This window comes from Corynebacterium uterequi, assembly GCF_001021065.1.
Lineage (GTDB): Bacteria > Actinomycetota > Actinomycetes > Mycobacteriales > Mycobacteriaceae > Corynebacterium > Corynebacterium uterequi.
The window spans coordinates 365,975-387,847 of sequence record NZ_CP011546.1; the positions used below are offsets into that span (position 1 = coordinate 365,975).

The following is a 21,873-nucleotide window of genomic DNA, read 5'->3' on the forward strand; positions in this document are numbered from 1 at the left end:
ATCTAGTGACTCCCTTCTGAAGAAATCCCCGGCTGGCCGCGGTCCAGCAGCATCGGAATGCGGGCGGTGACCGTCGTCGGGCCGCCCGCGGGGGAGCGCAGGTCCAGCTGGCCGTCGAAGGCGGCGAGGCGCTGGCGCATGTTCTCTAGCCCGGAACCGAAGTAGGCCCCGCCCGGGCCCTGGTCGACGACGCTGATATTGAGCGTCGCATCACATGTCAACAGCACCGACACCGGCGCGCCGGGGGCGTGTTTCGCCGCGTTCGTCAGTGCCTCCGACGCAAAGAAGTACCCCGATGCCAGCACGGACGGGGACAACTCCGGCAGGGAATGCGGGCAGCGCACCACCACGTGCGGGCCGTACGACGCCGCGATGTCCTCCACCGCCGCGAACAACCCTCGATCCGTCAGCACCTGTGGGTGGATGCCGTGCACGGTGTGGCGCAGTACCCGCAGACCCTCCGACAGCAGCTCGTGCGCTTCTGCGAGGGTGTCGCTGAGCTGCGAGTTGGTGACCTCCAAGGCGTCGAGCCGCGCCTCCCCGATCTTCATGGCGGCCGCGACGAAGTACTGCTGAGCGCCGTCGTGTAAGTCGGCCTCGATGCGCTGGCGCTCCACCTCATACGCGTCGGCCACCGCGCGCCGGGACGCCGTCAGCTCCCGGATGCGCGCCGCTGCTGCCTGCTCGCGGGCGCGGGCGGGCGCCGAGGCGCCGTCGAACCGCCGGGACCAGGGAAACCACATGGCAGGTAGCCTAGCGACGACGCCGGGCCGCGGGGAAGCCTCAGAGGAAAACAGTAGAGCTAGCTCTACCGAAACTCGGGACCCCGGTGGGTGTTCACCGGCGCCGGCACGATGTGAAATGAGGACCATGAGACATCTAGAGATCAACGACATCACCAAGTCCTTCGCCGGGCCGGAGGTGCTGCGCGGCATTTCGCTGTCCATCGCCCCCGGGGAGTCGGTGGCCATCATGGGGCCCTCGGGTTCCGGTAAGTCCACCCTGCTGCACTGCATGTCCGGCGTCCTCGTGCCCGATCGTGGCACCGTCCGCCACGGCGAGGACGTCGTGTCCTCGCTCAACGACACCCACCGCTCACAGCTGCGCCTGCACCGCTTCGGCTTCGTCTTCCAGGACGGCCAGCTCCTGCCGGAGCTTACTGCTCGGGACAATGTGGCCCTCCCGGAGATCCTGCGCGGTAAGCCGCGTCGCGCCGCGCAGAAGGCGGCCAGCGAGATGCTCGCCCGCGTCGGCCTGGGCGAGCTGACCGGGCGTCGGCCCGGCCAGCTTTCCGGCGGGCAGGCGCAACGTGTCGCGATCGCGCGGGCGCTCATGGGCAACCCCGACGTCATCTTCGCCGACGAGCCGACGGGCGCCCTCGACCAAGCCACCGGGCACGAGGTCATGCAGCACATCGTGTCCCTGGTCGGGAGCCTCGGCACCACCTACGTCATGGTCACTCACGACCCCACCGTCGCCGCCTGGTGCTCCAGACGCATCGAGATCCGTGACGGCCTGGTCCACGACGACCGCCAGCTCGCCGGGACGGGGGAGAAGCGATGATCGCCACCTCTACCGCAACCGCACTGGCGGTGGATCTGCACCGCACCTCAAACAAATGGGTCTCTAACCTGGCCCTGTTGGCCATCACCGTGGGCACGTGGCTGTCGGCCACCGTCGCCGGCGGGACGTGGATGTTCTACGAACGCGCTGATAAGACCCTCGGTCTCGACGACGTTGGCCCAGGGCTTGATGCGGAAGGGCTCATGCCCCAGGTGTATCTCACGCTGGCGTTTATCGCCTGCGCCTTCGTCATCCCGCCAATCATCGGCCTGATCTCCCAGTCCGCGGTCCTCGGCGCCGCGGGGCGGGAACGCCGCCTGGCGATCCTGCGCCTGATAGGCCTGTCCAGCGCGGACATCACCCGCATCACGGTGCTGGAAACCCTGTACCAGACCGTCCTAGGACTGGTGCTGGGAACGGCACTGTCCGTGGCGGCGGCGCCAGCGTGGTCGTTTGTCAGCTTCAACGATGATCGCCTCGGCACGTGGGAGATGCTCCTGCCCTGGTGGGGCTATCCCCTGCTGTGGGTAGTGGTCGTGATCCTCTCGGTGTACTCGGCGGTCAACGGGCTCATGCGCGTCGCCATCAGCCCCCTGGGCGTGTCTCGCCGGGAGATCCCCGCCTCGGTGAAGTGGTGGCGGTTCGCGGTCTTCGCCGGCCTGGGAGCCGCATTCTACGTGTACTTCACGCGTCAGGGTCTCAACGACCTCGTCGCCGGCGGGGTAGGGGTGACCGGATTCATGTTCCTGGTCTTTTTCTCCATCCACCTCGTTGCCCCGTGGATCCTGCAAACCGTGGTCCGGCTGCTGCGCCCCGTGCCGGGCAGGGCGGTGTTCATCGCCACCCGGCGGATCGTCGCAGACCCGAAGCAGGCCTGGCGACGGGTCATGGCCATGGCCTTCGTGTCTCTGCTCTTCGGCTACGTGGTGCTCATGCCGCTGACCCCGGTCAACGACTCCTTTGATGCGCAATTCTTCGCCGACGTCATCACGGGCGTGGTCATCACCTTCGGCATCGGACTGCTGTTGGTACTGGTCTCCACGCTGCTCACGCAGGCGTCCGTGGTGTACGAGGAAGCCGAACTCACCCGAGCGTTGGCGCACATGGGAGTACCCCCGTCCCTGCACCGACGGGTCGCCTGGCTCCAGACACTCATCCCGCTGCTCATCATGGCGGTGTCCGCCTTCTTATTTGGCGTGCTCATCTTCACAGCGATGTTCATCGGCGAAGCAGACGTCACTCCGCAGCGCATCGAGGTGTTCGTTGGCGGGTACGCGGCAGCGACGCTGGCCGTCGCCGGAATCACCCTGGCCGTCGACCCGCTGCGCCGCGAGTTGCTCGGCTTGCGGGTCCGGCGCAACGACTAGCGCGAGCGACCGCCTTGGGGGTGGACTTAAGGGGTAGTTCGCGGGCGGGGTTTAAGGTGAAAGGCAGCAATTTGTCAGCCACTTGTCCGACAAAAGTCAAAGGAGCTCTTCGGGATGGCCTTGAACGACATCGCCCACGGCGCGGTCAATAAAAAGACGACGCTGATGAACACTGACCTGCCTCGCTTCGGCGTCCGCGCCATCCTCGCCGGCGTGTATCTCACCCTAGCGACCGGGTTCGCGGCCGTCGGCGGCGGCGCCGTGGAGGCCCTCGCGCCGGGACTCGGCGGCATCATCTTCTCTTTCCTCTTCGGCTTCGGACTGTTCGTCATCGTCATCCTCAACGCTGACCTGGCCACAGGAAACATGATGTTCGGCTGCTACGGCGCCACCACGAAGCAGATCTCCTGGCCCATGGCGCTGAAATTCGCGCTGGTGACCACCTTGTTTAACCTCGTCGGCGCGATCATCGTGGCGCTGTTGCTCGCGGTGTCAGCCAAGTACCAGCACATGGACAACACTCACTTCCTCATGGGACTGGTGGAAGGCAAGCTGGCGAAAAGCTGGTGGGGCGCGATGATTGAAGGCATCGGCGCGAACTTCGTGGTCAACATGGCCATCATCGGCGCGCTGTACGCCAAAGATTTCGCCTCCAAGTTCACGGTCATCGTCCCCACGCTGGCCATCTTCGTGGGGCTAAGCCTGGAGCACGTCATCGCGAACTTCTCGCTCATGAGCATTGCCACCGCCGTGGAGCTTATCGACGGCGGGGCGGCGTTCGACGGCGCGGTGCCCGTCGCCGCCATCGCGTGGAACTGGCTGTGGGTGTGGATCGGCAACTTCATCGGCGGCGGCGTGCTCATCGGCAGCGTCTACGCCTGGCTCAACAAGGGCCCGGAAGTCTACCGGGACTGATTCTTTCCTGGGCGGGTAATGGCCAACAGCGCCACGACGCGCAGGGCGAAGAGCACCCCCACCACCAGCAGCACGTAGCCCAGCAAGGCGGTGGTGCTGAGGTAGCCCACCCATTCGGCGTCGGACTCCTCGAACGCGAGCAGCAGCACTCCGGCGAGCACGAAGGCCGCCGAGAGCAACGCGGTGACCACCTGCTGCACAAGCCCGCCGACGAATCGCCGGTCCTCCGGGTTGGCGAAGATGCTCACCCGGGCGCGGAAGCTGCCATTTTCCAAGGACTCCGTGATGCGTCCGAAGCGCCGCGGAAGCTCCGCCAACACCGGGGCGGAGTCCATGAGGATCTGTTCGCCCATGTCCTTCAAGGACTGCCGCCCCAGGGTGGCCAGCGAGGACATGCTGCCCACGCTGCGGACTTCGGCAACGAGGTCCACGGCGTCGCTGATCTGCGCGACGGTGCCTTCCAAGCCGGCCATCGAGCGGAACATGGCGGCCATCTCCGGGGGGACCCGGAAGCCGTGATCGACCACCAGGCGCAGCAGCATGCTAAACATCTCCGCCGACGAGCGCGACGACCCGCTGCGGAAGTAGACGAGTAACTGGCCGATGTCGGATTGGAGCAGCACCTCGTCGAGGTTGGCGGGACGGCCAAACAGCGCGATGAGCGAATCCGCCAGGAAGCGGGCGTCGCCACGTTCCACCCCCATGAAGAGCATGGCCACTTGGCCGCGGGAGCGGGCGTCGAGCCGGCCGACGACGCCGAAGTCCAGCAGCGCCAGGGTGGGCGTGTCCGTGTTGTTGAGCAGCATGACGTTGCCGGGGTGGATGTCGGCGTGGAACACCCCGTGCGTGAGCGAGACCTCCAGCACCGAGTTCACCAACTTCTTGGCGAGATCCTCGCGCGTCTCGGGCGTGAGGGCGGCGAGCTGCTGCGTGGCTGAGCCGACGGGAGTGCCGTCCAGGTAGTCCATGACCAGCAGTTTCCTGCTGGAGTACTCGGGGTAGACACGGGGGCAGCGGATAGCGCTGCCGCGCAACGCCTCAGCGAGTTGCTGGGTGTTGTGCAGCTCTGTTTCGTAGTCCAGCTCGTCCTTGAGCGAGGCGACAAAACCACGGCCCAGGGAGCCGATCTTGAGGTGCTGACCCCACACCGTGTGCTCCTCTAGCCAGGCGCAGAGCTTCTCGATGATCTCTCCGTCGTCGCTGACCTCTTGAAGAGCACTGGGGCGCTGCACCTTGAGGACCACCTGGCGGCCGTCGACGAGCGTGCCGCGATGCACCTGGGCCACGGACGCCGCCGCCACCGGGGTGGGGTCGACGCTGGCGAATACTTCATCGATCGGGCAGCCCAGCTCCGCGACGACGAGCGGTTCGATGCTGGCCCACTCCTCCGGCTGGACCGAGGAATGCAACAGGGACAACTCCTCGACGAACGCGGCGGGCACCACGTCCTCGCGGGAGGCGATGTTCTGGCCGAGCTTGACGTAGGCGACACCGGCCTCTTCGAGGGAGCGGCGCAGCGCGCGGGCCACGGCCCGATCACTGCCGCCGACGGCGTTCGCATCCCTAGCCAACCCATTCTTGATGAAGATCTTGAGTACCTGGCGGAAACGGCGAGCCCGCCGCTGGTAGGAACGCCACCCGAACACCCAGCTCAGCGCATTGGCCACCCGACCGGAGGGGAGAACGATCTCCAAAAGGGTGAGCAGGGTGGCCCCGAGGCCGAAGACCCAGAGGACGATGACGGTGACCACCAGCGCCGGGGCGATGTTGTTGCCGGCGGCGTTGGAGGACACCCCGATGGAGAGCCGGTCGATGATGAACGGCGCGGTAAACACCATGACCATGGACAAGATGATGGTCCGGGCCCAGCCGATGGGGTGGCCCAAGATCTTGCGGATAGTGGCTGCCAAGGTCAGGGTGAGTAGTACCCCGAGGGGGAAGGCGGCTACCCAGAGGTACCAGTTGTCGGCGGTCATGCTGCCATGCTCCTCGTTAGACGTATGATGAATCGCCTACACCCTACCTGGACCAGCCGACGGCTGCGTGGCACCGGATAGGGGACCGTCTTATGAATGACGTGCTCGCATGAGAACATCCTCACGTAAACCCACTGATGCTGAGAGTATTTCAACCCCGAGAAGGTAGCCTTCGCTGTCAGCGTCAATCGTCACTTGCGTGTGCCCGTTGGGCGTTTCGACCAAGGAAATATGCTGAGCCGACTCTCCTGCTTCGATCTCTTTGCCAAAGGTGAAGTAGGCGGCATCGGCTTCCCTGTCGTGACGGTAATGCGGCTCATCACAGTTGAGGGTGGAGCCGGGGAAGTTCGCCGTGGGAGATGGTGGTGATGCACGTGCATCGCTTCGGGTGGAGGATTCCCGTCGCCGGGTGAGGGTGGGTTTGCCGTGCATAGTGGTTCACAGGAAACGGTCGGGCTGGTGGCCCGGGGTCAGCCGCGGGCTGGGGGCGATGCACGTGCATCGCTTGGGGCGGAGGATTCCCGGCGTTGGCAGCCGTGGTTGGGTCTGCCGTGCATCGTGGTTAACAGCAAACGATCGGGTTCGTGGCCCGGGGTCAGCCGCGGGAGGCAGAAGCGATGCACGTGCATCGCTTGGGGTGGGTGGCCCGGTGGGGTTGGGCTGCTTTTCAATCGCCGCTGACAGGCGTGGTTGGGTATGCCGTACAAAGTGGTTTTCGCGAGGAAAGTTCGGGTTGGTGGTCCCGGGACCAGCTGCGGGAGATGGGTGCGATGCACGTGCATCGCTTGGGGTCGAGGATTCCCGGCGCTGGGTGAGGGTGGTTAAGCCGTGCAAAGTGGTTTTTGCGAGGAAAGTTCGGGTTGGTGGTCCCGGGACCAGCTGTGGGAGGCGGAAGCGATGCACGTACATCGTTTGGGGCGGAGAATTCCCGGCGCTGGGTGAGGGTGGTTATGCCGTGCATAGTGGTTCACAGGAAACGTTTGGCCTGGGGCCCGGGGTCAGCCGCGGGAGGCGAAAGCGATGCACGTGCATCGCCTGGAGTGGAGAATCCCTAGCTCTTCACCGTTGAAGGTGTAGCCGGGGCCTGAACCCACCAGCCCCGAACAAGCTCCGGACGGAAGCAGTGGGTGAGGTTAGAACGCCCCAGAGCCGTGCCACGAAAATGATCCAACCTGGCGGTGATCGCCTCAGTCGAGCCGTTACTCGAGCCCAGGTGATCGAAGAGCGGCAGGATGCCCGGCTCTTCGTAATGTGTGGTGCCGCAACGCCCATCACGCCAAGGACCTCGACCCGACTCTGGCCACGAGGGTCAACTACCCGGCTACACCCTCAACTGCGAAGAGACGATAATGCATGTCTACTCACGCACTGGGGACATGAAAAAAGGGGCACCGATGAGGTGCCCCTTGGCGGCGCTAAGCCAACTCGACGGCCGGTTTAGGCCTTCGGGTGGGCGGCGCGGGCAGCCTTGAGGCGAGCCTTGGCCTCGGTGACGTCGGCCTCGGCGCGCGCGAGGCGCTCCTCGGCGTCGGCGAGCATTTCCTCGGCGAAGGCCACGACCTCGATGTCCTTGGTCTCGGCCTTGTCGGACTTACGCTTACCAGCCGTAGCCGGGACGAACAGGATGATCGACGACAGAGCGATGAGCGCCATGACGACGATGGAGCCCATGGCCAGCATGCCGGCCTCGCGGACGGCCACGTTGTCCTGGTTGCCGGAGAAGGACACGACGTTGCCCAGAACCGTGGAGCCGGAGGTGGACATCGCGGTGAAGATGGACGTCGGGATGGCGGCGCCGAAGGCGGCACCGAGGGAGGAAGCCATCTTGTAGACGCCGGAGCCGGAGCCGGCCTTCTCGTCCGGGAGGGCGCCCAGGGCGGCGTCGGTGGACGGGGTGGCGTAGAACGCCAGGCCCAGGCCGAAGAGGCAGTAGGAGATCACGGTGAGGATCTTGTACGTGCCGGCCATCGTGTTGGTGAACATGAGCAGCACGATGGACACGATGACGATGAGCGCGCCCCAGATCATCGGCTTCTTGGCGCCGAAACGCTGCAGCAGCTTCTCACCGACGCGGATGAAGGCCAGGATGAACACGGCGTAGCCGATGGTGAGGTAGCCGGAGGCCGCGGCGGACATGCCGGTGCCGTCCTGGATGACCCACAGGGAAACCGGGATGAGGCCGGCGGTGGCGTTGATGAGGAAGTTGGAGATCGTCGCACCGGTGAAGACGGTGTTCTTGAACAGGGAGAACTCCACCAGCGGGTTGGCGACGCGGTTCTCCGTGCGGATGAACGCGGTGAGCGAGATGATGGACACCGCCAGCAGCGCCCACGTGATCCAGTTGGTCCAGCCGATGACGGAACCCTGGGTGACGACGAGCAGCAGGGTGAGCACGAACAGCGCCAGGGTGACGATGCCCGGGAAGTCGGTCTTGTTGGCGGTGCCGGCGGCGGGCGCGTCCTCCGGGATCTGGCGCATGAGGGCGATGGAGGCCACCGAGATCAGCGCGCAGATGATGAAGATGGAGCGCCAGCCCAGCGGGGTGGAGGCCATGAAACCACCGAAGATGGCGGCGAGGCCGGAGCCGCCCCAGGAACCCATCGACCAGTAGGAGACCGCGCGCTGGCGGTCCTTACCCTGCCAGTAGGTCTTGAGTAGAGCCATGGTCGACGGCATGATGAACGCCGCGGCCAGGCCCTGGAAGATACGGCCGGTGACGAGCATGGTGTTGGCGATCGCCGGAGCGCCGAAGGCGAGGCCCACGAGCAGCGAGCCGATGATGTTGAAGATGTTGCCGAAGGTGGCGATCTTGACGCGACCCATGCGGTCAGCCAGGCCGCCGGCGACGACGATGAACATGCCCGAGAACAGCGCCGACAGGGAGATGGCGATGTTCATCACGGCCGGCGGGGTGCCGATGTCCGCACCGATGGCCGGACCGATGTTCAGCGTGGTCTGGGCGAAGAGCCAGAAGGTGATGACAGCAAGGACGATACCGAAGAGGGAAGAGTTGTTTCCCTTGAAGGTGGAGGCGCCGGCGGCCGGCGCGGTTGCGGTAGTCACGAGAGTATTTCTGCCTTTGCTACTTAGTCAGCCAAGCGGACGCGGCGACGACGATGGCCTCCAGGCCACGGTCGAGCGTCGGCTGCAGGTCAGGGGCGAATGCGGGGTTGTGGTTGCCGACGGCGTCGGCCGGGTCGACGAAGCCGCCGAGGCCCCAGTAGGAGTAGGGGACACCGAACTCGTCGGCGACCACCGAGAAGTCCTCGGACGCCGGCACCGGGGCCAGGTCCTGGACGCCGTCGTCACCGAAGTAATCCTCGAAGGCCTCGCGCACGACGTCGGTCGGCTCCTCGTGGTTATCGGTGAGCGGGTACTGATCGTAGTAGGTGAACTCCGGCTCCTTCGGGGAGCGGGCGCCTTCGCACTCGGCGCGCACGAGGCGCTCGATGGCGGAGTGCATGTGGGCGGCCACTTCGGTGGAGTAGGCGCGGGTGTTGATGAGCAGCTCCGCGCGGTCCGGGATGATGTTCGACTTGGTGCCGGCGTGGATCGCGCCGACGGTGACGACGGCGGTTTCCCGGGCGGCGACCTCGCGGGCCACGATGGTCTGCAGGCGGGTAACGATCGTCGACGCGAGCACGACCGGGTCCACGCCCAGCTCCGGCATGGAGCCGTGCGAGCCCTTGCCGTACACGACGACCTTGATGGAGGCCGCGGTGGACAGCACCGGGCCGACGGTGGTGCCGAGCACGCCGCCCGGCAGGGAGGCCAGCACGTGCTGGCCGAGGTAGACGTCCGGCTTCGGCATAGCGTCGACGAGGCCGTTGGCCACCATGTCCCGAGCGCCGGCGGCGTTTTCCTCGGCGGGCTGGAAGACGCCGACGAAGGTGCCGGACCAGTCATCCTTGTGCTCGTTGAAGGCCTTGAGCGCGCCGAGCAGGCTCATAAGGTGGAAGTCGTGGCCGCACGCGTGGGAGACGGAGACCTCCTGGTGGGAGTTCTCATCAACGCGCTTCATGGTGGAGGCATATTCCTTGCCGGAGGCTTCCTCAACCGGCAGGGCGTCGATATCGGCGCGCATGGCGACGACGGGGCCGTCGCCGTTTTCAATGGTGGCCACGAGGCCGGTCTTGCCGACACGGGTCACCGCGATGCCGGCGTCGGCGAGCTCACGCTCGATGCGGTCGGCGGTCTCGTATTCCTGAAGGGACAGTTCGGGGTTTTGGTGGAACCAGATGTAGAGCTCCTCCCGCTCCGAGCGGGAGGCGTCGAGACCACTGAGGATGCTCTCGACAGCGGCTTTGTCAATTGCCATGATGTGCCTTTCGTGAACCTGGGGGAACCGGGTGAACTACCTGTCAGTCGGGTAGGAACCTCCGGGTTAGACTGCATATATTGTACTACGGCTACCCAAAATCCTCTATGGTTGCAGATTGTTGCCTGCTTCCGCTGACCAGTGCTGATAAATGCCTGTTTAAGCTTCGATCGGTCTGGATTTGGAGGCTACGTCACCAGGCGCGTAGTGTTGATTGCCGGACTTCTGTCCGAGTACGTGAACATCCAACTTTGTTGTAGGCCCCCCGCCGGCTGGCGGACCGGGTGGTGAGTAGGCGGCGAGCGCCCGAGGCTATTGAGCCCCGGGGAGCGTCAAGTGGCCCGAAGAAGCACCCGGAGAACGCATCACGGTGGGCACCTTCAAGGGAACCGCAACGAGAAAGGTAAACGGTCACTTCATATGACCATGACTGATCCGATCGCCGACATGCTGTCGCGCGTGCGCAACGCGAACCACGCGCACCACGACGCCGTGTCGATGCCGTCCTCGAAGATCAAGGTGAACATCGCCGAGATCCTCAAGCAGGAGGGCTACATCGCTAACTACTCCGTCGACGACGCCAAGGTGGGCAAGACCCTCTCCCTCGACCTGAAGTACGGCCCGTCGCGCAAGTCCGCCATCGCCGGCCTGCGCCGCGTCTCCAAGCCGGGTCTGCGCGTCTACGCCAAGGCCTCCGAGCTGCCCGAGGTCCTCGGCGGCCTCGGCATCGCCATCATTTCCACGTCCCAGGGCCTCCTGACCGACCGTCAGGCGCACGAGAAGGGTGTAGGCGGAGAAGTTCTCGCCTACGTCTGGTAAGGGAGGAATTGATACATGTCTCGAGTAGGTAAGGCTCCCATCGCCGTTCCCAACGGCGTCGAAACCACCATCAACGGCCAGCACGTTGAGGTCAAGGGCCCGAAGGGCACCCTGTCCCTCGACGTCCCGGCTCCGATCTCCGTCGCCGTCGAAGGCAACGAGATCATTGTGAGCACCCCAAACCAGGAGCGTCAGTCTCGCTCCCTGCACGGTCTGTCCCGCTCGCTGGTGAACAACATGGTCATCGGCGTCACCGAGGGCTACACCATCAACATGGAGATCTTCGGCGTGGGCTACCGCGTCCAGCAGAAGGGTACGGACCTGGAGTTCTCCCTCGGCTACTCCCACCCCGTTCTCATCAAGGCTCCGGAAGGCATCACCTTCAAGGTCGATGGCAACACGAAGTTCTCGATCGCGGGTATTGACAAGCAGAAGGTTGGGCAGATCGCCGCTAACATCCGTCGTCTGCGGAAGGACGATCCCTACAAGGGTAAGGGCATCCGCTACGCCGGTGAGCAGGTCCGCCGCAAGGTCGGAAAGACGGGTAAGTAAGCATGAGCAACACCGAGAATTCCAAGCGCAAGCCGGTTGGCAAGGACATTTCCACTCGTCGTCGCGAGGCCCGTGCCCGTCGTCACTTCCGCATCCGCAAGACCCTGCGCGGCACCCCCGAGCGTCCGCGTCTGGTCATCCACCGTTCCTCCCGCCACATGAGCGTTCAGGTCATCGACGACATCGCTGGCCACACCCTCTGCGCTGCCTCCACCATGGAGCCCGAGGTCCGCGCTCTCGAAGGCGACAAGAAGACCAAGGGCGCCAAGGTCGGCCAGCTCATCGCTGAGCGCGCCAAGGCCGCTGGCATTGAGGCCGTCGTCTTCGACCGTGGCGGCTACAAGTACCACGGTCGCGTCGCCGCTCTGGCCGACGCCGCTCGCGAAGGTGGTCTGCAGTTCTAATGGCCATCCAGAACATTTTCAACGGAAGGAATGCGTAATGCCGGGACGTGAACGGCGTGACGGCGGACGCTCCGCCGACGATCAGAAGAACAACAACCGCAACGAGCGCGGTGGCCGCGGTCGTCGCGACAACCGCCAGCAGGACGCCGAGCGCGATAAGTACATCGAGCGCGTCGTCACCATCAACCGCGTCGCCAAGACCGTCAAGGGTGGCCGTCGCATGAGCTTCACCGCCCTCGTCATCGTCGGTGACGGCCAGGGCATGGTGGGCGTCGGCTACGGCAAGGCCCGCGAGGTCCCCGCCGCAATCCAGAAGGGTGCCGAAGAGGCTCGCAAGAACTTCTTCCGCGTCCCGATGGTCGGCGGCACCATCACCCACCCGGTTCAGGGCGAGGCCGCTGCCGGCATCGTGCTGCTCAAGCCGGCCGCTCCCGGTACCGGTGTCATCGCCGGCGGCGCTGCCCGCCCGGTGCTTGAGTGCGCGGGTGTCCAGGACGTTCTGTCGAAGTCCCTCGGCTCCGACAACGCCATCAACGTCGTCCACGCCACCGTGGACGGCCTGAAGCAGCTGGTGCGCCCCGAAGAGGTTGCTGCCCGTCGTGGCAAGAGCCTCGAAGAGGTTGCCCCGGCCCGTATTCTGCGCGCTCGCGCAGGGCAGGAGGCGTAAACCATGGCACTGAAGATTACTCAGGTTAAGGGTCTCGTCGGCTCCAAGCCGAAGCAGCGGGCCACCATGCAGGCCCTGGGCCTCAAGCGAATCCGCCACACCGTGATCAAGCAGGACAACCCGGCCGTCCGCGGCCAGATCCAGGTTGTCCGCCACCTGGTCACCGTCGAAGAAGTGGCAGGGGAGTAGGTAACACCATGAGCGACATCATCAAGCTCCACGATCTGCGCCCGTCCAAGGGTGCCAACAAGCCGAAGCGTCGCGTTGGCCGCGGCGAAGGCGGCAAGGGCGGCAAGACCGCAGGCCGCGGTACCAAGGGCACCAAGGCTCGTCGGCAGGTTTCGGCCGCCTTCGAGGGTGGCCAGATGCCGATCCACATGCGGCTGCCGAAGCTCAAGGGCTTCAAGAACCCGAACAAGGTCGTCTTCCAGGTCGTCAACGTTGAGGACTTCAACGAGGCGTTCCCGAACGGCGGCGACGTCCAGATCGCCGATCTGGTTGCTGCGGGCCTCGTCCGCCCGAAGCAGCCGGTGAAGGTCCTGGGCAACGGTGACCTGACCGTCAAGGTCAACGTCACCGCCACCAAGTTCTCCAAGTCGGCCGTCGAGAAGATCGAGGCCGCCGGCGGCACCGTCACCGAGGCTTAAAGCCCCGGCTGACGCCACCGTCGGAAACACTCACCAGCCCGCCAGTCACAGTTGTCGCTGTGGCCGGCGGGCTGGTGTTTTTCTGCCTTGCCCGCCGGCGGTGTCAGGCAAAAATAGCCGCGCTCAGGGGCGGAAGTTCGACGGCTGCCGCGTCGGCGCCGTCAGCTACGGATCGTGGCGCCTCCCCGACGCTGAAGATCACGGCCCGCCCGGCCGCGTCGACGGCCACGCTCGTGCGCCCGGCGTTGATGGCAACAACACTGTCGCCGCGGCGATACACCACCAGTTTTCCGTCGATGCGCAGCACCTCAACCCCCGGCGTGGCCTGCAACTCCGGCCGGTTCGCGCGCAGGGCGATGAGCTCGCGTACGAGGTGCACGAGCGAGTCCTTGGCAGCTAGGGCGGCGGCCACCGACGGTGCGTCGGGGTCGCGGTCTGCCGGAAGGTAGACATCGGGAGTGCTGTGGTCCCATGCCATCGGGCCCCGGGATCCGGTGCGGGCGTACCCGCCCTCGAGGCTCGGCAGGTCCCGGTAGCGCATCCCGATCTCGTCGCCGTAGTAGATAAAAGGTACCCCCGGCATGGTGAGCAGGAACGTGAAGAACAACCGTCGTTCCGCCTCGGTCAGGCGCGGGGCCAGGCGTGGGGTGTCGTGGTTGCCGCTGATCAGCGCGAAGCTTAAGTGCTCGGGCTGGGAGAGGTAGGCATCGAAGAACACGGCAGCCGTCGTGGGGGAGTCGGCGTTGAAGTAGCTCACGTCGCCGTCGCGGGTGAGCGCGTCCTCGGTGGCGCGGGCGAGCAGGTTGTAGCCGTTGCCGCGCCAGTCCAGGTAGAAGTCCAGGTCGAAGCCCGCCTCCCGGGCTTGCCACGGTTTACCCCATTCGGAAATGAACGCCGCCTGCGGAAAGTCCGGGCGGACACGGTCGAAGATGTCCTGCCAGCAGGCGATGGTAGCTCGCTTGTCCTCGCCGTCGTTCTTGACCAGCGAGTCGGCCATGTCCACCCGGAAACCGTCCACCCCGCGTTCGAGCCAGTAGCGGATGATGGCGGCCATCTCCTCGCGGTTGGCGGTAGGACCCGGCGCGGACGTGGGCTGCTGCCAGGGGCGTCGCCGCTCGCGGTAGCCGAAGTTGAGCGCCGGCTGGGATTTGAAGAAGTTGATGACATAGGTGGCGTCGCGCGGCGTTTCGCCGCCGATGAACGGCATGCCGTCGCCGTTGTCAAAGGCGTGGGAGGTCCAGATGAACCGGTCAGAGTAGGCGTTACGCTCCGGTTGTGCGGAGTCGATGAACCAGCGGTGCTGCTCGGAGGTGTGTCCGGCCACGAGGTCGAACAACACCTTGATGCCGCGGGCGTGGGCTTCGGTGAGCAGTGTGCACAGGTCGGCGTCGGTGCCGTAGCGGGGCGCGAGCTGGTAGTAATCGCGGACGTCGTAGCCGGCGTCTTTAAAAGGGGAGTCGAAGACGGGATTGATCCACATCGCGGTGATGCCGAGCGTGGCGAGGTAGTCCAGGTGAGCGGTGATGCCCGGCAGGTCGCCGATGCCGTCGCCGTTGCTGTCCGCGAAGGACTGGGGATACACCTGGTAGAACACGGCCCGCTCGAGCCAGGAGGGGCGGGGGTAGCGCGGTGAGGTGGGGGTGCTGCACATAGCACTGAGCGTACCGTCGCCGGAACCCCCGAACGGCACACCGGTTCCCCGGAGGATTTCCCGAATGCAAGGACCCCCGGGTAGGGTGACGGCAACAGGTCATGACCACTAACCGACGGTGAGCTAACCAGCCCCTCCCGGGCACGGATGACCAGAGATGTCCGGCGTCGCCGGGCGGGTTGTGACCGACGCACCCTAGACATTCTCAACACCGTGAAGAGAAAGGTGACGTGGTGAAGATCCGCGCTATAAAGACCCTCGCAGCACTGGCCGCCTCCGCGCTGGCGCTGACTGCGTGCTCGAACGACCAGGGGACCGCCGGCTCCGGCGACCCGGCCGCTGCCGGCGGCTCGGCCGAGGCCACCCTGACCGTGTGGACCTCCCAGGAGGACCAGGCCACCGACGACGCCTGGCTGCAGACCGTCCAAAAGGACTTTGAGGAGGCGCACCCCGAGTACACGATTACGTGGAAGAACTCGGTGGTCTCCGCAGCCGATACCGGAGACGTGGTCAAGGCCGACCCGGCCGCGGCGGCCGATGTCTACCTCTTCGCCAATGACCAGCTCGGTGCTTTGCAGGAAGTCGGCGCCGTCGGCGTGCTCTCCGATCCGGGCAAGGCCCAGCTCGACGAGCAGGCCGCCGAAACGATGAAGCAGTCCGTCACCGGCTCCGACGGGGAACCCTACGGCCTGCCCTATGAGCCCAACACCTGGTTCATGTACTACAACACGGACAAGCTCTCCGCCGAGGACGTCACCAGCTTCGACACCATGCTGGATAAGGCGAAGGTCTCCTTCCCATGTCCAACTCGTGGTACCTGCCGGCCTTCTACTCCGCCGCGGGCGCGCAGTTCTTCGGCCCCGACGGCAGCGATGAGGCCGCCGGCATCGACCTCGGCGATAAGGCCGGCGAGGTGACCGCCTACCTCGCCGAGGTTGTCACGAACCCCAACTTCGTCAACGACGCCGACGGCGCCGGCCTCGGCGGGCTCGCCAACGGCACGGTCGACGTCGTGTTCTCCGGCGCGTGGGACGCCAAGGCCGCCCAGGAGGCCCTGGGCGACAAGTTCGGCGTCGCCGCCCTGCCCACCTTTACCCTGGGTGGTGAGCAGCTGCAGATGCAGTCCTTCTCCGGTTCCAAGGCCATCGCCTACAACCCGAACACCAAGAACCCGCGCATCGCGGCCGAGTTCGCCCAGTTCCTCGCCAGCCAGGACTCCCAGCTGATCCACTATGAGAAGAACGGCGTCATCCCCGCCGACCAGCGCCTCGCGAAGGACGCCGCCATCTCCGCCGACCCGGTGGCCGTGGCCCTGCTGTCCACCATCGACAACGCCTCCATCACGCAGCCGACCGTTCCCGCCATGTCCCTGTTCTGGGAGCCGACGGATAACTTCGGCAAGGCACTGACCACCGGCGACGTCACCCCGGACAACGCCGCCGAAAAGACCGAGGCCTGGCAGAAGGCCCTCAACCAGTAACCCCCGCCGAGACGAGTAGGAACCATGACTACGGACGTCGCGCCGCCGCTAGGCGCAGCCACCGAGGCCACCGCGCCACCGGTGCCTAACCAGGACACAGAGCACTGGTACGCACTGCGCCGGGCGTGGCTCGAAGGCGACGGCCTCACCAAGGCGTCCTTCGTGGTACACGGACTCGGCAACCTTGCCCGCAAGCAATTCGTCAAAGGCGGGCTGTGGCTCGCCATCGAGGTCGCCTTCCTCGGCTGGTATCTCACCACCGGACTGAGCTACCTCGCCGCGCTGCCCGGCCTCGGCGGCGACGGCTCCCAGGAGCGCGTCCAGGTCGACGGCTTCTGGGTGTATCAAACCAGTCCGCCCTCCGTCGTCGTCCTGCTGCAAGGCGTGCTGGCCGTCGTCGCGCTCATCGCCTTTTTCTGGTGGGCGACCATCGCCGGGCGCAGCGCCTATAAGGCACAAACCCAGGTGGCGGAGCACGGACGCGCCCGCAGCCTGCGCGGCGACCTCACGGCGCTGACGCACGAGGACGCCCCGTGGCTGCTCATGAGCCTGCCCACCGCGGGCATCGTCGTTTTCACCATCCTGCCGCTGGTGTTCATGATCTCCATGGCCTTCACCAGCTACGACTCCGCTAACGCGCAGTACTTCTCCTGGGTCGGCCTCGACAACTTCGCCACCGTGCTGTCCGATAACGGCGGAGCGGTCAACGGCCGGATCTTCCTCCAGGTCCTCATCTGGACCCTCGTGTGGGCGTTCTTCGCCACCTTCCTCAACTTCTTCCTGGGCATGTTCCTGGCGATGCTCATCAACCGCCGCACCACCCGCGGCAAGGGCTTCTGGCGGGCCGTGTTCTCCCTGTCCATCGCCGTGCCGCAGTTCGTCACCCTGCTCGTGGTGCGCACCATGCTCCAACCCGAGGGCATCATCAACCGGCTGCTGCTCGACGCCGGGCTCATCGACTCCGCCCTGCCCTTCTTCACCGACGTGACCTGGGCGCGGGTGACGGTCATCATCGTCAACCTGTGGATCGGCATTCCCTACACGATCATGCAGATCACCGGCATCCTGCAGAACATCCCCGGCGAGCTCTACGAGGCGGCCCGCATCGACGGTGCCAACGTCTGGCACACGTTCCGCTACATCACCATGCCGTACATGATCTTCGTCATGACCCCGTACCTCATCACGACGTTCACGGCGAATGTCAATAACTTCAACGTCATTTACCTGTTGTCCGGTGGCGGGCCGACGCCCGTCGGCGCCTCCGCCGGCTCGACGGACCTGCTTATCACGTGGCTGTACAAGCTCACCGTGGACCGCGGTGACTTCAACCTCGGCGCCGTCATCGGCATCCTCACCTTCGTGGTGCTTGCCGTCGTGGCGCTCGTGACCTACCGCCGCAGCGGTTCGTACCAGAACGAGGAGGGCTTCCGCTGATGAGCGCTACCACGTCCGCTAAGGCCGCCAAGGCCCCTAAGGCCCCTAAGGCCGCCAAGGCCACGAATCAGGTGGCGCGCCGACGCATTGCCGACATCGTTGTCCACCTTTTCCTCGCCGTTCTGGCCGCCCTGTGGGTGCTGCCCATTATCTGGATTGTTGCGGAGAGCTTCAACGCCAACCCGGCGCCGTACACCACGACATTCTTCCCGACCGACTACAGCCTCGATAACTACATCAAGCTGTTCACGGAGCGCAACGTTCTCAATTTCCCGAGAATGTTCGCCAACACGTTCATCGTGGCCGTTTTCACGATGATTATCAGCGTGTTCTTCGTCCTCAGTGTGTCTTACGCTTTGTCCCGCTTGCGCTTTTCTTTCCGTAAGCCGTACATGAACCTGGCGCTTATTCTGGGCATGTTCCCCGGAATCATGGCCGTGGTGGCCATCTACTTCATCCTCAAAGAGATGGGCCTCACCCAAGGCTGGACTACCAATATCGCGCTCATCATTGTGTATTCCGCCGGAACCGGTATGGGATTCTATGTCATGAAGGGATTCATGGACACCATCCCGATCTCTTTGGATGAGGCCGCGATCCTCGACGGCTGCTCCCAGTGGCAGGTATTCACCAAGATCATCCTGCCTATCTCCAAGCCCATGATCGTCTACCAGGCCATCGTCGGCTTCCTCACCCCGTGGCTGGACTTCGTGCTGGCCAAGGCCATCGCCCGCACGCAGGAGAACTACACCGTCTCCCTGGGGCTGTGGCTCATGCTGGAAAAGGAGTACATCCACTCCTGGTTCGCCCGCTTCGCCGCCGGCGCGGTGTGCGTGGCCATCCCCATCGCTATCCTGTTCATCGTCATGCAGCGCTTCTACCAGTCCTCCATGGAAGGCTCGGTGAAGGGCTAACCGCTACATGAAGGAGGAAAGCGTGGAGCACGCGGCGAAGCGACGCTCCGGTGTTGGGGTGCGGGCGTTGTTGGCCCTCATCGTGGCCGGGGCGGCTGCGCACATCGCCTCCTCGGCGCTGGTCCCGGCGTACGACGCCCGCAGTCTCGCCGCCCCGACAGCCGTAGTGACCGTCGCAGTGGTGGTGGAAGCGCTGTCCTGGGTAGCCTACGCGCCGCTGGCGTTTCTGCTGGCCGAGTGGCTGCGACGCGAGCCCGCACTGGGGTCGGGGTTTATCTGGGCCATGCTCATCGCCGTGGCCGCCGAGGTCCCCTACGACCTGCTCAACGCCGGGGAGTTTAGTGACTTCACCAGCCAGAACCCGGTGTGGGCGGTGGTGGTCATCCTCATCGTGGTGGCCGGGGTGCGCCGGCTCCAGGTTGCCGGGGCATTGCCAGAGCCTGTGCGCATCATAGCCGTCGTGGCTTTCATAGTGGCGGCCGTGGGGTGGCTCGGAATCTTTTCGGTGGGTGTCCGGCTTGGGGTGTTCCCGGCAGGCATCGCCTTGTTCGGCTTCGCTTTGATATTCCGCTACCTGCGCGGCCGGGAAAACACCATGATGCTCAGCGCCGGCGGGATGGGGGCGGCGCTGCTGGTCACCCCAGCGCTGGGGGTGGTGCCGCTACACTTCCGCGACGACGCCGCGCTGCGCACCCAACCGCTTCCTCCCGCCTGGGTGGGGTTGGCCTATCCGGTGGTGTTGGCCCTGGCGACGCTCGTCGCCTGAGTGCGGGGCAGGGAGCTGTTATCCCTGGTCAGCGGGCATGATGTTCATCGTGTCGATGTTGACATGCCCCGGCAGCGACGCCACCCACCGAATCGCCTCGGCAACATCCTCGGCGGTGAGATTGAGCTTGTCCGCGTAGACCTTGCGGGCGCGCTCGGCGTCCCCGTCGAATCGGATGAGGGAGAAGTCCGTCTCCACGCGCCCCGGGTCGATCTCGGTCACTCGCACTCCGGAGCCGCGGGTGATTTCCTCCAACCGGGTCACGCGAGTGAGGGCTTTGAGGGCATGTTTGGCGGCATTGTACCCGGAGCCGCCCTCGTAGGGGTCAAGTGCCGCTTTGGATCCGAGGTTGACGACCAACCCACGAGTGGCGCGCAGCTTGGGCAACAACGCGGTGGTCACCCGCACGGTTCCGAGCACGTTGGTGTCATACATCCAGCGCCACTGATCGAGCGTGGTGTCCTCCAGCGGGTTGAGTCCTTTAGCCCCACCAGCGTTGTTGACCAGCACGTCTACCCGGTCAATCTGCTCACTGAAGGCGGCCACCGAGGCATCGTCGGTGACGTCCAATTCGAAGGCGGTGGCGCCGATGTCGGTAGCGACCTCGCGCAGCCTATCCAACCGGCGGGCGCCGATGATGACCGTGAAGCCGTCGGCGGCCAGCGCCCGCGCGGTGGCGGCCCCAATTCCGCCGGACGCTCCGGTTACTACTGCTGTCTTCTGCGTGTGTGTCATGCCAGTGAGACTACGTGCAGGCCCGGGAGCCTGAGGGGAAAAGAGCACCCATTGTCGTTACCGGAGGTTGCTGGTCGCCATGACGAAGCTCGAGTTTTTGTTCCTCTCCATTATCGTGGCGGGGCTGACGCTGACCCTCGACGGCTTCCTGACGCCGCAGCTTTCTCTGCTGGGCACCGTGTGCGGGCTTCCGTTGGTCATCCGGCGGTCGAGGAAGCAGAACTCGGGAGCTAGTCTGGCAGCCGCACTCTCGTCGCGGGGGAGAAGGCGTGCAGGTGGCCGTCCCGGATGCGGGTGTAAAGCGTCGAGCCGATCTCCGGGGCGGTGTGCGGGGCCACGCGGACGATGATGACGTCCGTGGATTCATCATCCGGGTTGGCATCCGTGCCGGAGCCCAGGTGCCCGCCGCCGACCAGCCGGCCGTAGACGTAGGCGTCGGACCCAAGCTCTTCGACCATGGTGATCTCCACCGGGATGCTGTGGGCGGCCTCCGGGGACTGCGGATCCACGAGGTCCAGCGCCTCCGGGCGGAAACCGATGATGACCGAACCCTCATCGTCGGCGGTGAGCGCCGCCACGGTCGCCGCCGGCAGCTCCACCCGGGCCTTGCCCAGGACGGCGGTGGTGCCGTCGACCGTGAACCGGCCCAAGTTCATCGCCGGGGAACCGATGAATCCGGCGACGAACTCGTTGCCCGGGCGTTCGTAGAGCTCCCGCGGGGTACCCACCTGCTGGAGCACGCCGTCCTTGAGCACGGCGATTCGGTCGCCCATCGTCATGGCCTCAGTCTGGTCGTGGGTGACATACAGCGTGGTGACGTCCAGCTCACGCTGCAGCGCCGCGATCTGGGTGCGGGTCTGTACGCGCAGTTTGGCGTCGAGGTTACTCAAGGGTTCGTCCATGAGGAACACCTCGGGCTTGCGGACGATGGCGCGTCCCATGGCCACGCGCTGGCGCTGACCGCCGGACAGGGCCTTGGGCTTGCGCTCCAGGAAGTCGGTCAGACCCAGGGTGCGGGCGGCTTCCTCGACGCGAGCGTTGATCTCGTCCTTCGGACGACCGGCGATCTTCAGGGCGAAGCCCATGTTCTCCCGGACGGTCATGTGCGGGTAGAGCGCGTAGTTCTGGAACACCATCGCGATGTCCCGGTCCTTCGGCGGGGCGGTCGTGACGTCCTTGTCGCCGATGTGGATACGCCCGGAGTTGACGTCCTCCAGGCCGGCGAGCATCCGCAGTGCAGTGGACTTACCGGAGCCAGACGGGCCCACGAGGACGAGGAATTCGCCGTCGGCGATGTCGAGAGTCAGCGAGTCGACGGAAGGGTGGTCGGCGCCGGGATAGATCCGCGTAGCGGCGTCGAAACGAACAATAGCCATGGTAGTGAGGTGAACCTTTCTTCATCGGCAGGAACGTGCCGAACGATCCGAGTGAAGGATGAACCGTTCCCACGCTACCTTCGAGTGGTCATAACCTGCTCATTGTCGCCGTGGCGGCGGCGAACGGGGGTGGGCGGCAGACGACGGTTGCTGCAACCCACAGCGGGCTCTAAGCGCCACAGAGGTTCAGCAAGGACTTATCGGGCTGGTAGGGTAGCAGGGTCAATAGAGTCACGAGTCCCGGGCAACCCGCGGGACGTGAAATACAACCAAGAACTCTCGCCCA

The 21,873-nt window shown here is 65.2% G+C and carries 20 protein-coding genes and 2 pseudogenes; 13 read left to right on the plus strand and 9 right to left on the minus strand.

Annotation, left to right across the window (positions count from 1 at the left end):
- Window positions 1-2: 2 nt before the first annotated feature.
- Entirely contained in the window at window positions 3-743 is a 741-nt protein-coding gene (locus CUTER_RS01725) for a sensor histidine kinase (RefSeq protein WP_047258976.1), read from the minus strand.
- A 118-nt stretch (window positions 744-861) separates the two neighbouring features.
- On the opposite strand from CUTER_RS01725, the gene CUTER_RS01730 reads away from it, so the two are divergent.
- The 3 genes from CUTER_RS01730 to CUTER_RS01740 all read left to right on the plus strand — a co-directional run bounded on the left by CUTER_RS01730 (window position 862) and on the right by CUTER_RS01740 (window position 3,845).
- Entirely contained in the window at window positions 862-1,563 is a 702-nt protein-coding gene (locus CUTER_RS01730) for an ABC transporter ATP-binding protein (RefSeq protein WP_047258977.1), read from the plus strand.
- Window positions 1,560-2,930, plus strand: a complete 1,371-nt coding sequence (locus CUTER_RS01735; RefSeq protein WP_047258978.1) for an FtsX-like permease family protein — start codon at window positions 1,560-1,562, stop codon at window positions 2,928-2,930. The genes CUTER_RS01730 and CUTER_RS01735 overlap by 4 nt, the downstream gene beginning before the upstream one ends.
- 114 nt (window positions 2,931-3,044) lie before the next feature.
- Complete coding sequence (locus CUTER_RS01740; RefSeq protein ID WP_047258979.1) at window positions 3,045-3,845, plus strand: formate/nitrite transporter family protein; 801 nt, start codon at window positions 3,045-3,047, stop codon at window positions 3,843-3,845.
- On the opposite strand, the gene CUTER_RS01745 is transcribed toward CUTER_RS01740, so the two are convergent.
- From CUTER_RS01745 to CUTER_RS01755, 5 genes and pseudogenes are all read right to left on the minus strand, one after another.
- Window positions 3,833-5,821: an ABC1 kinase family protein gene (locus CUTER_RS01745; RefSeq protein ID WP_047258980.1), complete on the minus strand. Its 1,989-nt coding sequence runs from the start codon at window positions 5,819-5,821 to the stop codon at window positions 3,833-3,835. The two genes, CUTER_RS01740 and CUTER_RS01745, sit on opposite strands and share 13 nt — an antisense overlap.
- A gap of 90 nt (window positions 5,822-5,911) precedes the next feature.
- On the minus strand, window positions 5,912-6,253 hold the full coding sequence (locus tag CUTER_RS11205; RefSeq protein ID WP_082121219.1) for a DUF2283 domain-containing protein: 342 nt from the start codon (window positions 6,251-6,253) through the stop codon (window positions 5,912-5,914).
- Between the two features lie 627 nt (window positions 6,254-6,880).
- Window positions 6,881-7,055 (minus strand): annotated as a pseudogene (locus CUTER_RS11840) (ISL3 family transposase); the annotation flags it as partial.
- Window positions 7,056-7,258: 203 nt separating this feature from the next.
- Window positions 7,259-8,884: an MFS transporter gene (locus CUTER_RS01750; protein ID WP_047258981.1), complete on the minus strand. Its 1,626-nt coding sequence runs from the start codon at window positions 8,882-8,884 to the stop codon at window positions 7,259-7,261.
- 19 nt (window positions 8,885-8,903) lie between these two features.
- A complete protein-coding gene (locus tag CUTER_RS01755) occupies window positions 8,904-10,139 on the minus strand; it encodes an amidohydrolase (RefSeq protein WP_047258982.1) in 1,236 nt (411 codons plus the stop codon).
- Between the two features lie 420 nt (window positions 10,140-10,559).
- Here CUTER_RS01755 and rpsH point away from each other — a divergent pair, with 420 nt between their 5' ends.
- The 6 genes from rpsH to rplO are packed head-to-tail and all read left to right on the plus strand — an operon-like array spanning window position 10,560 to window position 13,228.
- Entirely contained in the window at window positions 10,560-10,958 is a 399-nt protein-coding gene (gene rpsH / locus CUTER_RS01760; protein WP_047258983.1) for a 30S ribosomal protein S8, read from the plus strand.
- 15 nt (window positions 10,959-10,973) lie between these two features.
- Window positions 10,974-11,510, plus strand: coding sequence for a 50S ribosomal protein L6 (rplF, locus tag CUTER_RS01765; RefSeq protein WP_047258984.1), 537 nt, complete (start codon window positions 10,974-10,976; stop codon window positions 11,508-11,510).
- 2 nt (window positions 11,511-11,512) lie between these two features.
- Window positions 11,513-11,914, plus strand: coding sequence for a 50S ribosomal protein L18 (rplR, locus tag CUTER_RS01770; protein ID WP_047258985.1), 402 nt, complete (start codon window positions 11,513-11,515; stop codon window positions 11,912-11,914).
- A gap of 37 nt (window positions 11,915-11,951) precedes the next feature.
- Complete coding sequence (gene rpsE / locus CUTER_RS01775) at window positions 11,952-12,581, plus strand: 30S ribosomal protein S5 (protein ID WP_047258986.1); 630 nt, start codon at window positions 11,952-11,954, stop codon at window positions 12,579-12,581.
- 3 nt (window positions 12,582-12,584) lie between these two features.
- Window positions 12,585-12,770, plus strand: coding sequence for a 50S ribosomal protein L30 (gene rpmD / locus CUTER_RS01780; RefSeq protein ID WP_047258987.1), 186 nt, complete (start codon window positions 12,585-12,587; stop codon window positions 12,768-12,770).
- An 8-nt stretch (window positions 12,771-12,778) separates the two neighbouring features.
- Complete coding sequence (gene rplO, locus CUTER_RS01785) at window positions 12,779-13,228, plus strand: 50S ribosomal protein L15 (protein WP_047258988.1); 450 nt, start codon at window positions 12,779-12,781, stop codon at window positions 13,226-13,228.
- A 103-nt stretch (window positions 13,229-13,331) separates the two neighbouring features.
- On the opposite strand, the gene CUTER_RS01790 is transcribed toward rplO, so the two are convergent.
- Window positions 13,332-14,879, minus strand: coding sequence for an alpha-amylase family glycosyl hydrolase (locus CUTER_RS01790; protein WP_047258989.1), 1,548 nt, complete (start codon window positions 14,877-14,879; stop codon window positions 13,332-13,334).
- A 233-nt stretch (window positions 14,880-15,112) separates the two neighbouring features.
- Between CUTER_RS01790 and CUTER_RS12015 the strand changes: the two are divergent.
- The 4 genes and pseudogenes from CUTER_RS12015 to CUTER_RS01810 all read left to right on the plus strand — a co-directional run bounded on the left by CUTER_RS12015 (window position 15,113) and on the right by CUTER_RS01810 (window position 19,476).
- Window positions 15,113-16,359 (plus strand): annotated as a pseudogene (locus CUTER_RS12015) (extracellular solute-binding protein).
- A 24-nt stretch (window positions 16,360-16,383) separates the two neighbouring features.
- Entirely contained in the window at window positions 16,384-17,796 is a 1,413-nt protein-coding gene (locus tag CUTER_RS01800; RefSeq protein ID WP_082121220.1) for a carbohydrate ABC transporter permease, read from the plus strand.
- A complete protein-coding gene (locus CUTER_RS01805) occupies window positions 17,796-18,710 on the plus strand; it encodes a sugar ABC transporter permease (RefSeq protein ID WP_082121221.1) in 915 nt (304 codons plus the stop codon). Before CUTER_RS01800 ends, CUTER_RS01805 begins: the two co-directional genes overlap by 1 nt.
- Before the next feature lie 7 nt (window positions 18,711-18,717).
- Window positions 18,718-19,476 (plus strand): hypothetical protein, encoded by a 759-nt coding sequence (locus CUTER_RS01810; protein ID WP_052843978.1) that lies wholly within the window; start codon window positions 18,718-18,720, stop codon window positions 19,474-19,476.
- Between the two features lie 18 nt (window positions 19,477-19,494).
- Here CUTER_RS01810 and CUTER_RS01815 read toward each other — a convergent pair whose 3' ends face one another.
- Together CUTER_RS01815 and CUTER_RS01820 are read right to left on the minus strand one after the other, a co-directional pair.
- Window positions 19,495-20,211, minus strand: a complete 717-nt coding sequence (locus tag CUTER_RS01815) for an SDR family oxidoreductase (RefSeq protein ID WP_047258990.1) — start codon at window positions 20,209-20,211, stop codon at window positions 19,495-19,497.
- 230 nt (window positions 20,212-20,441) lie between these two features.
- Entirely contained in the window at window positions 20,442-21,587 is a 1,146-nt protein-coding gene (locus CUTER_RS01820) for an ABC transporter ATP-binding protein (RefSeq protein ID WP_047258991.1), read from the minus strand.
- Window positions 21,588-21,873 lie beyond the last annotated feature (286 nt).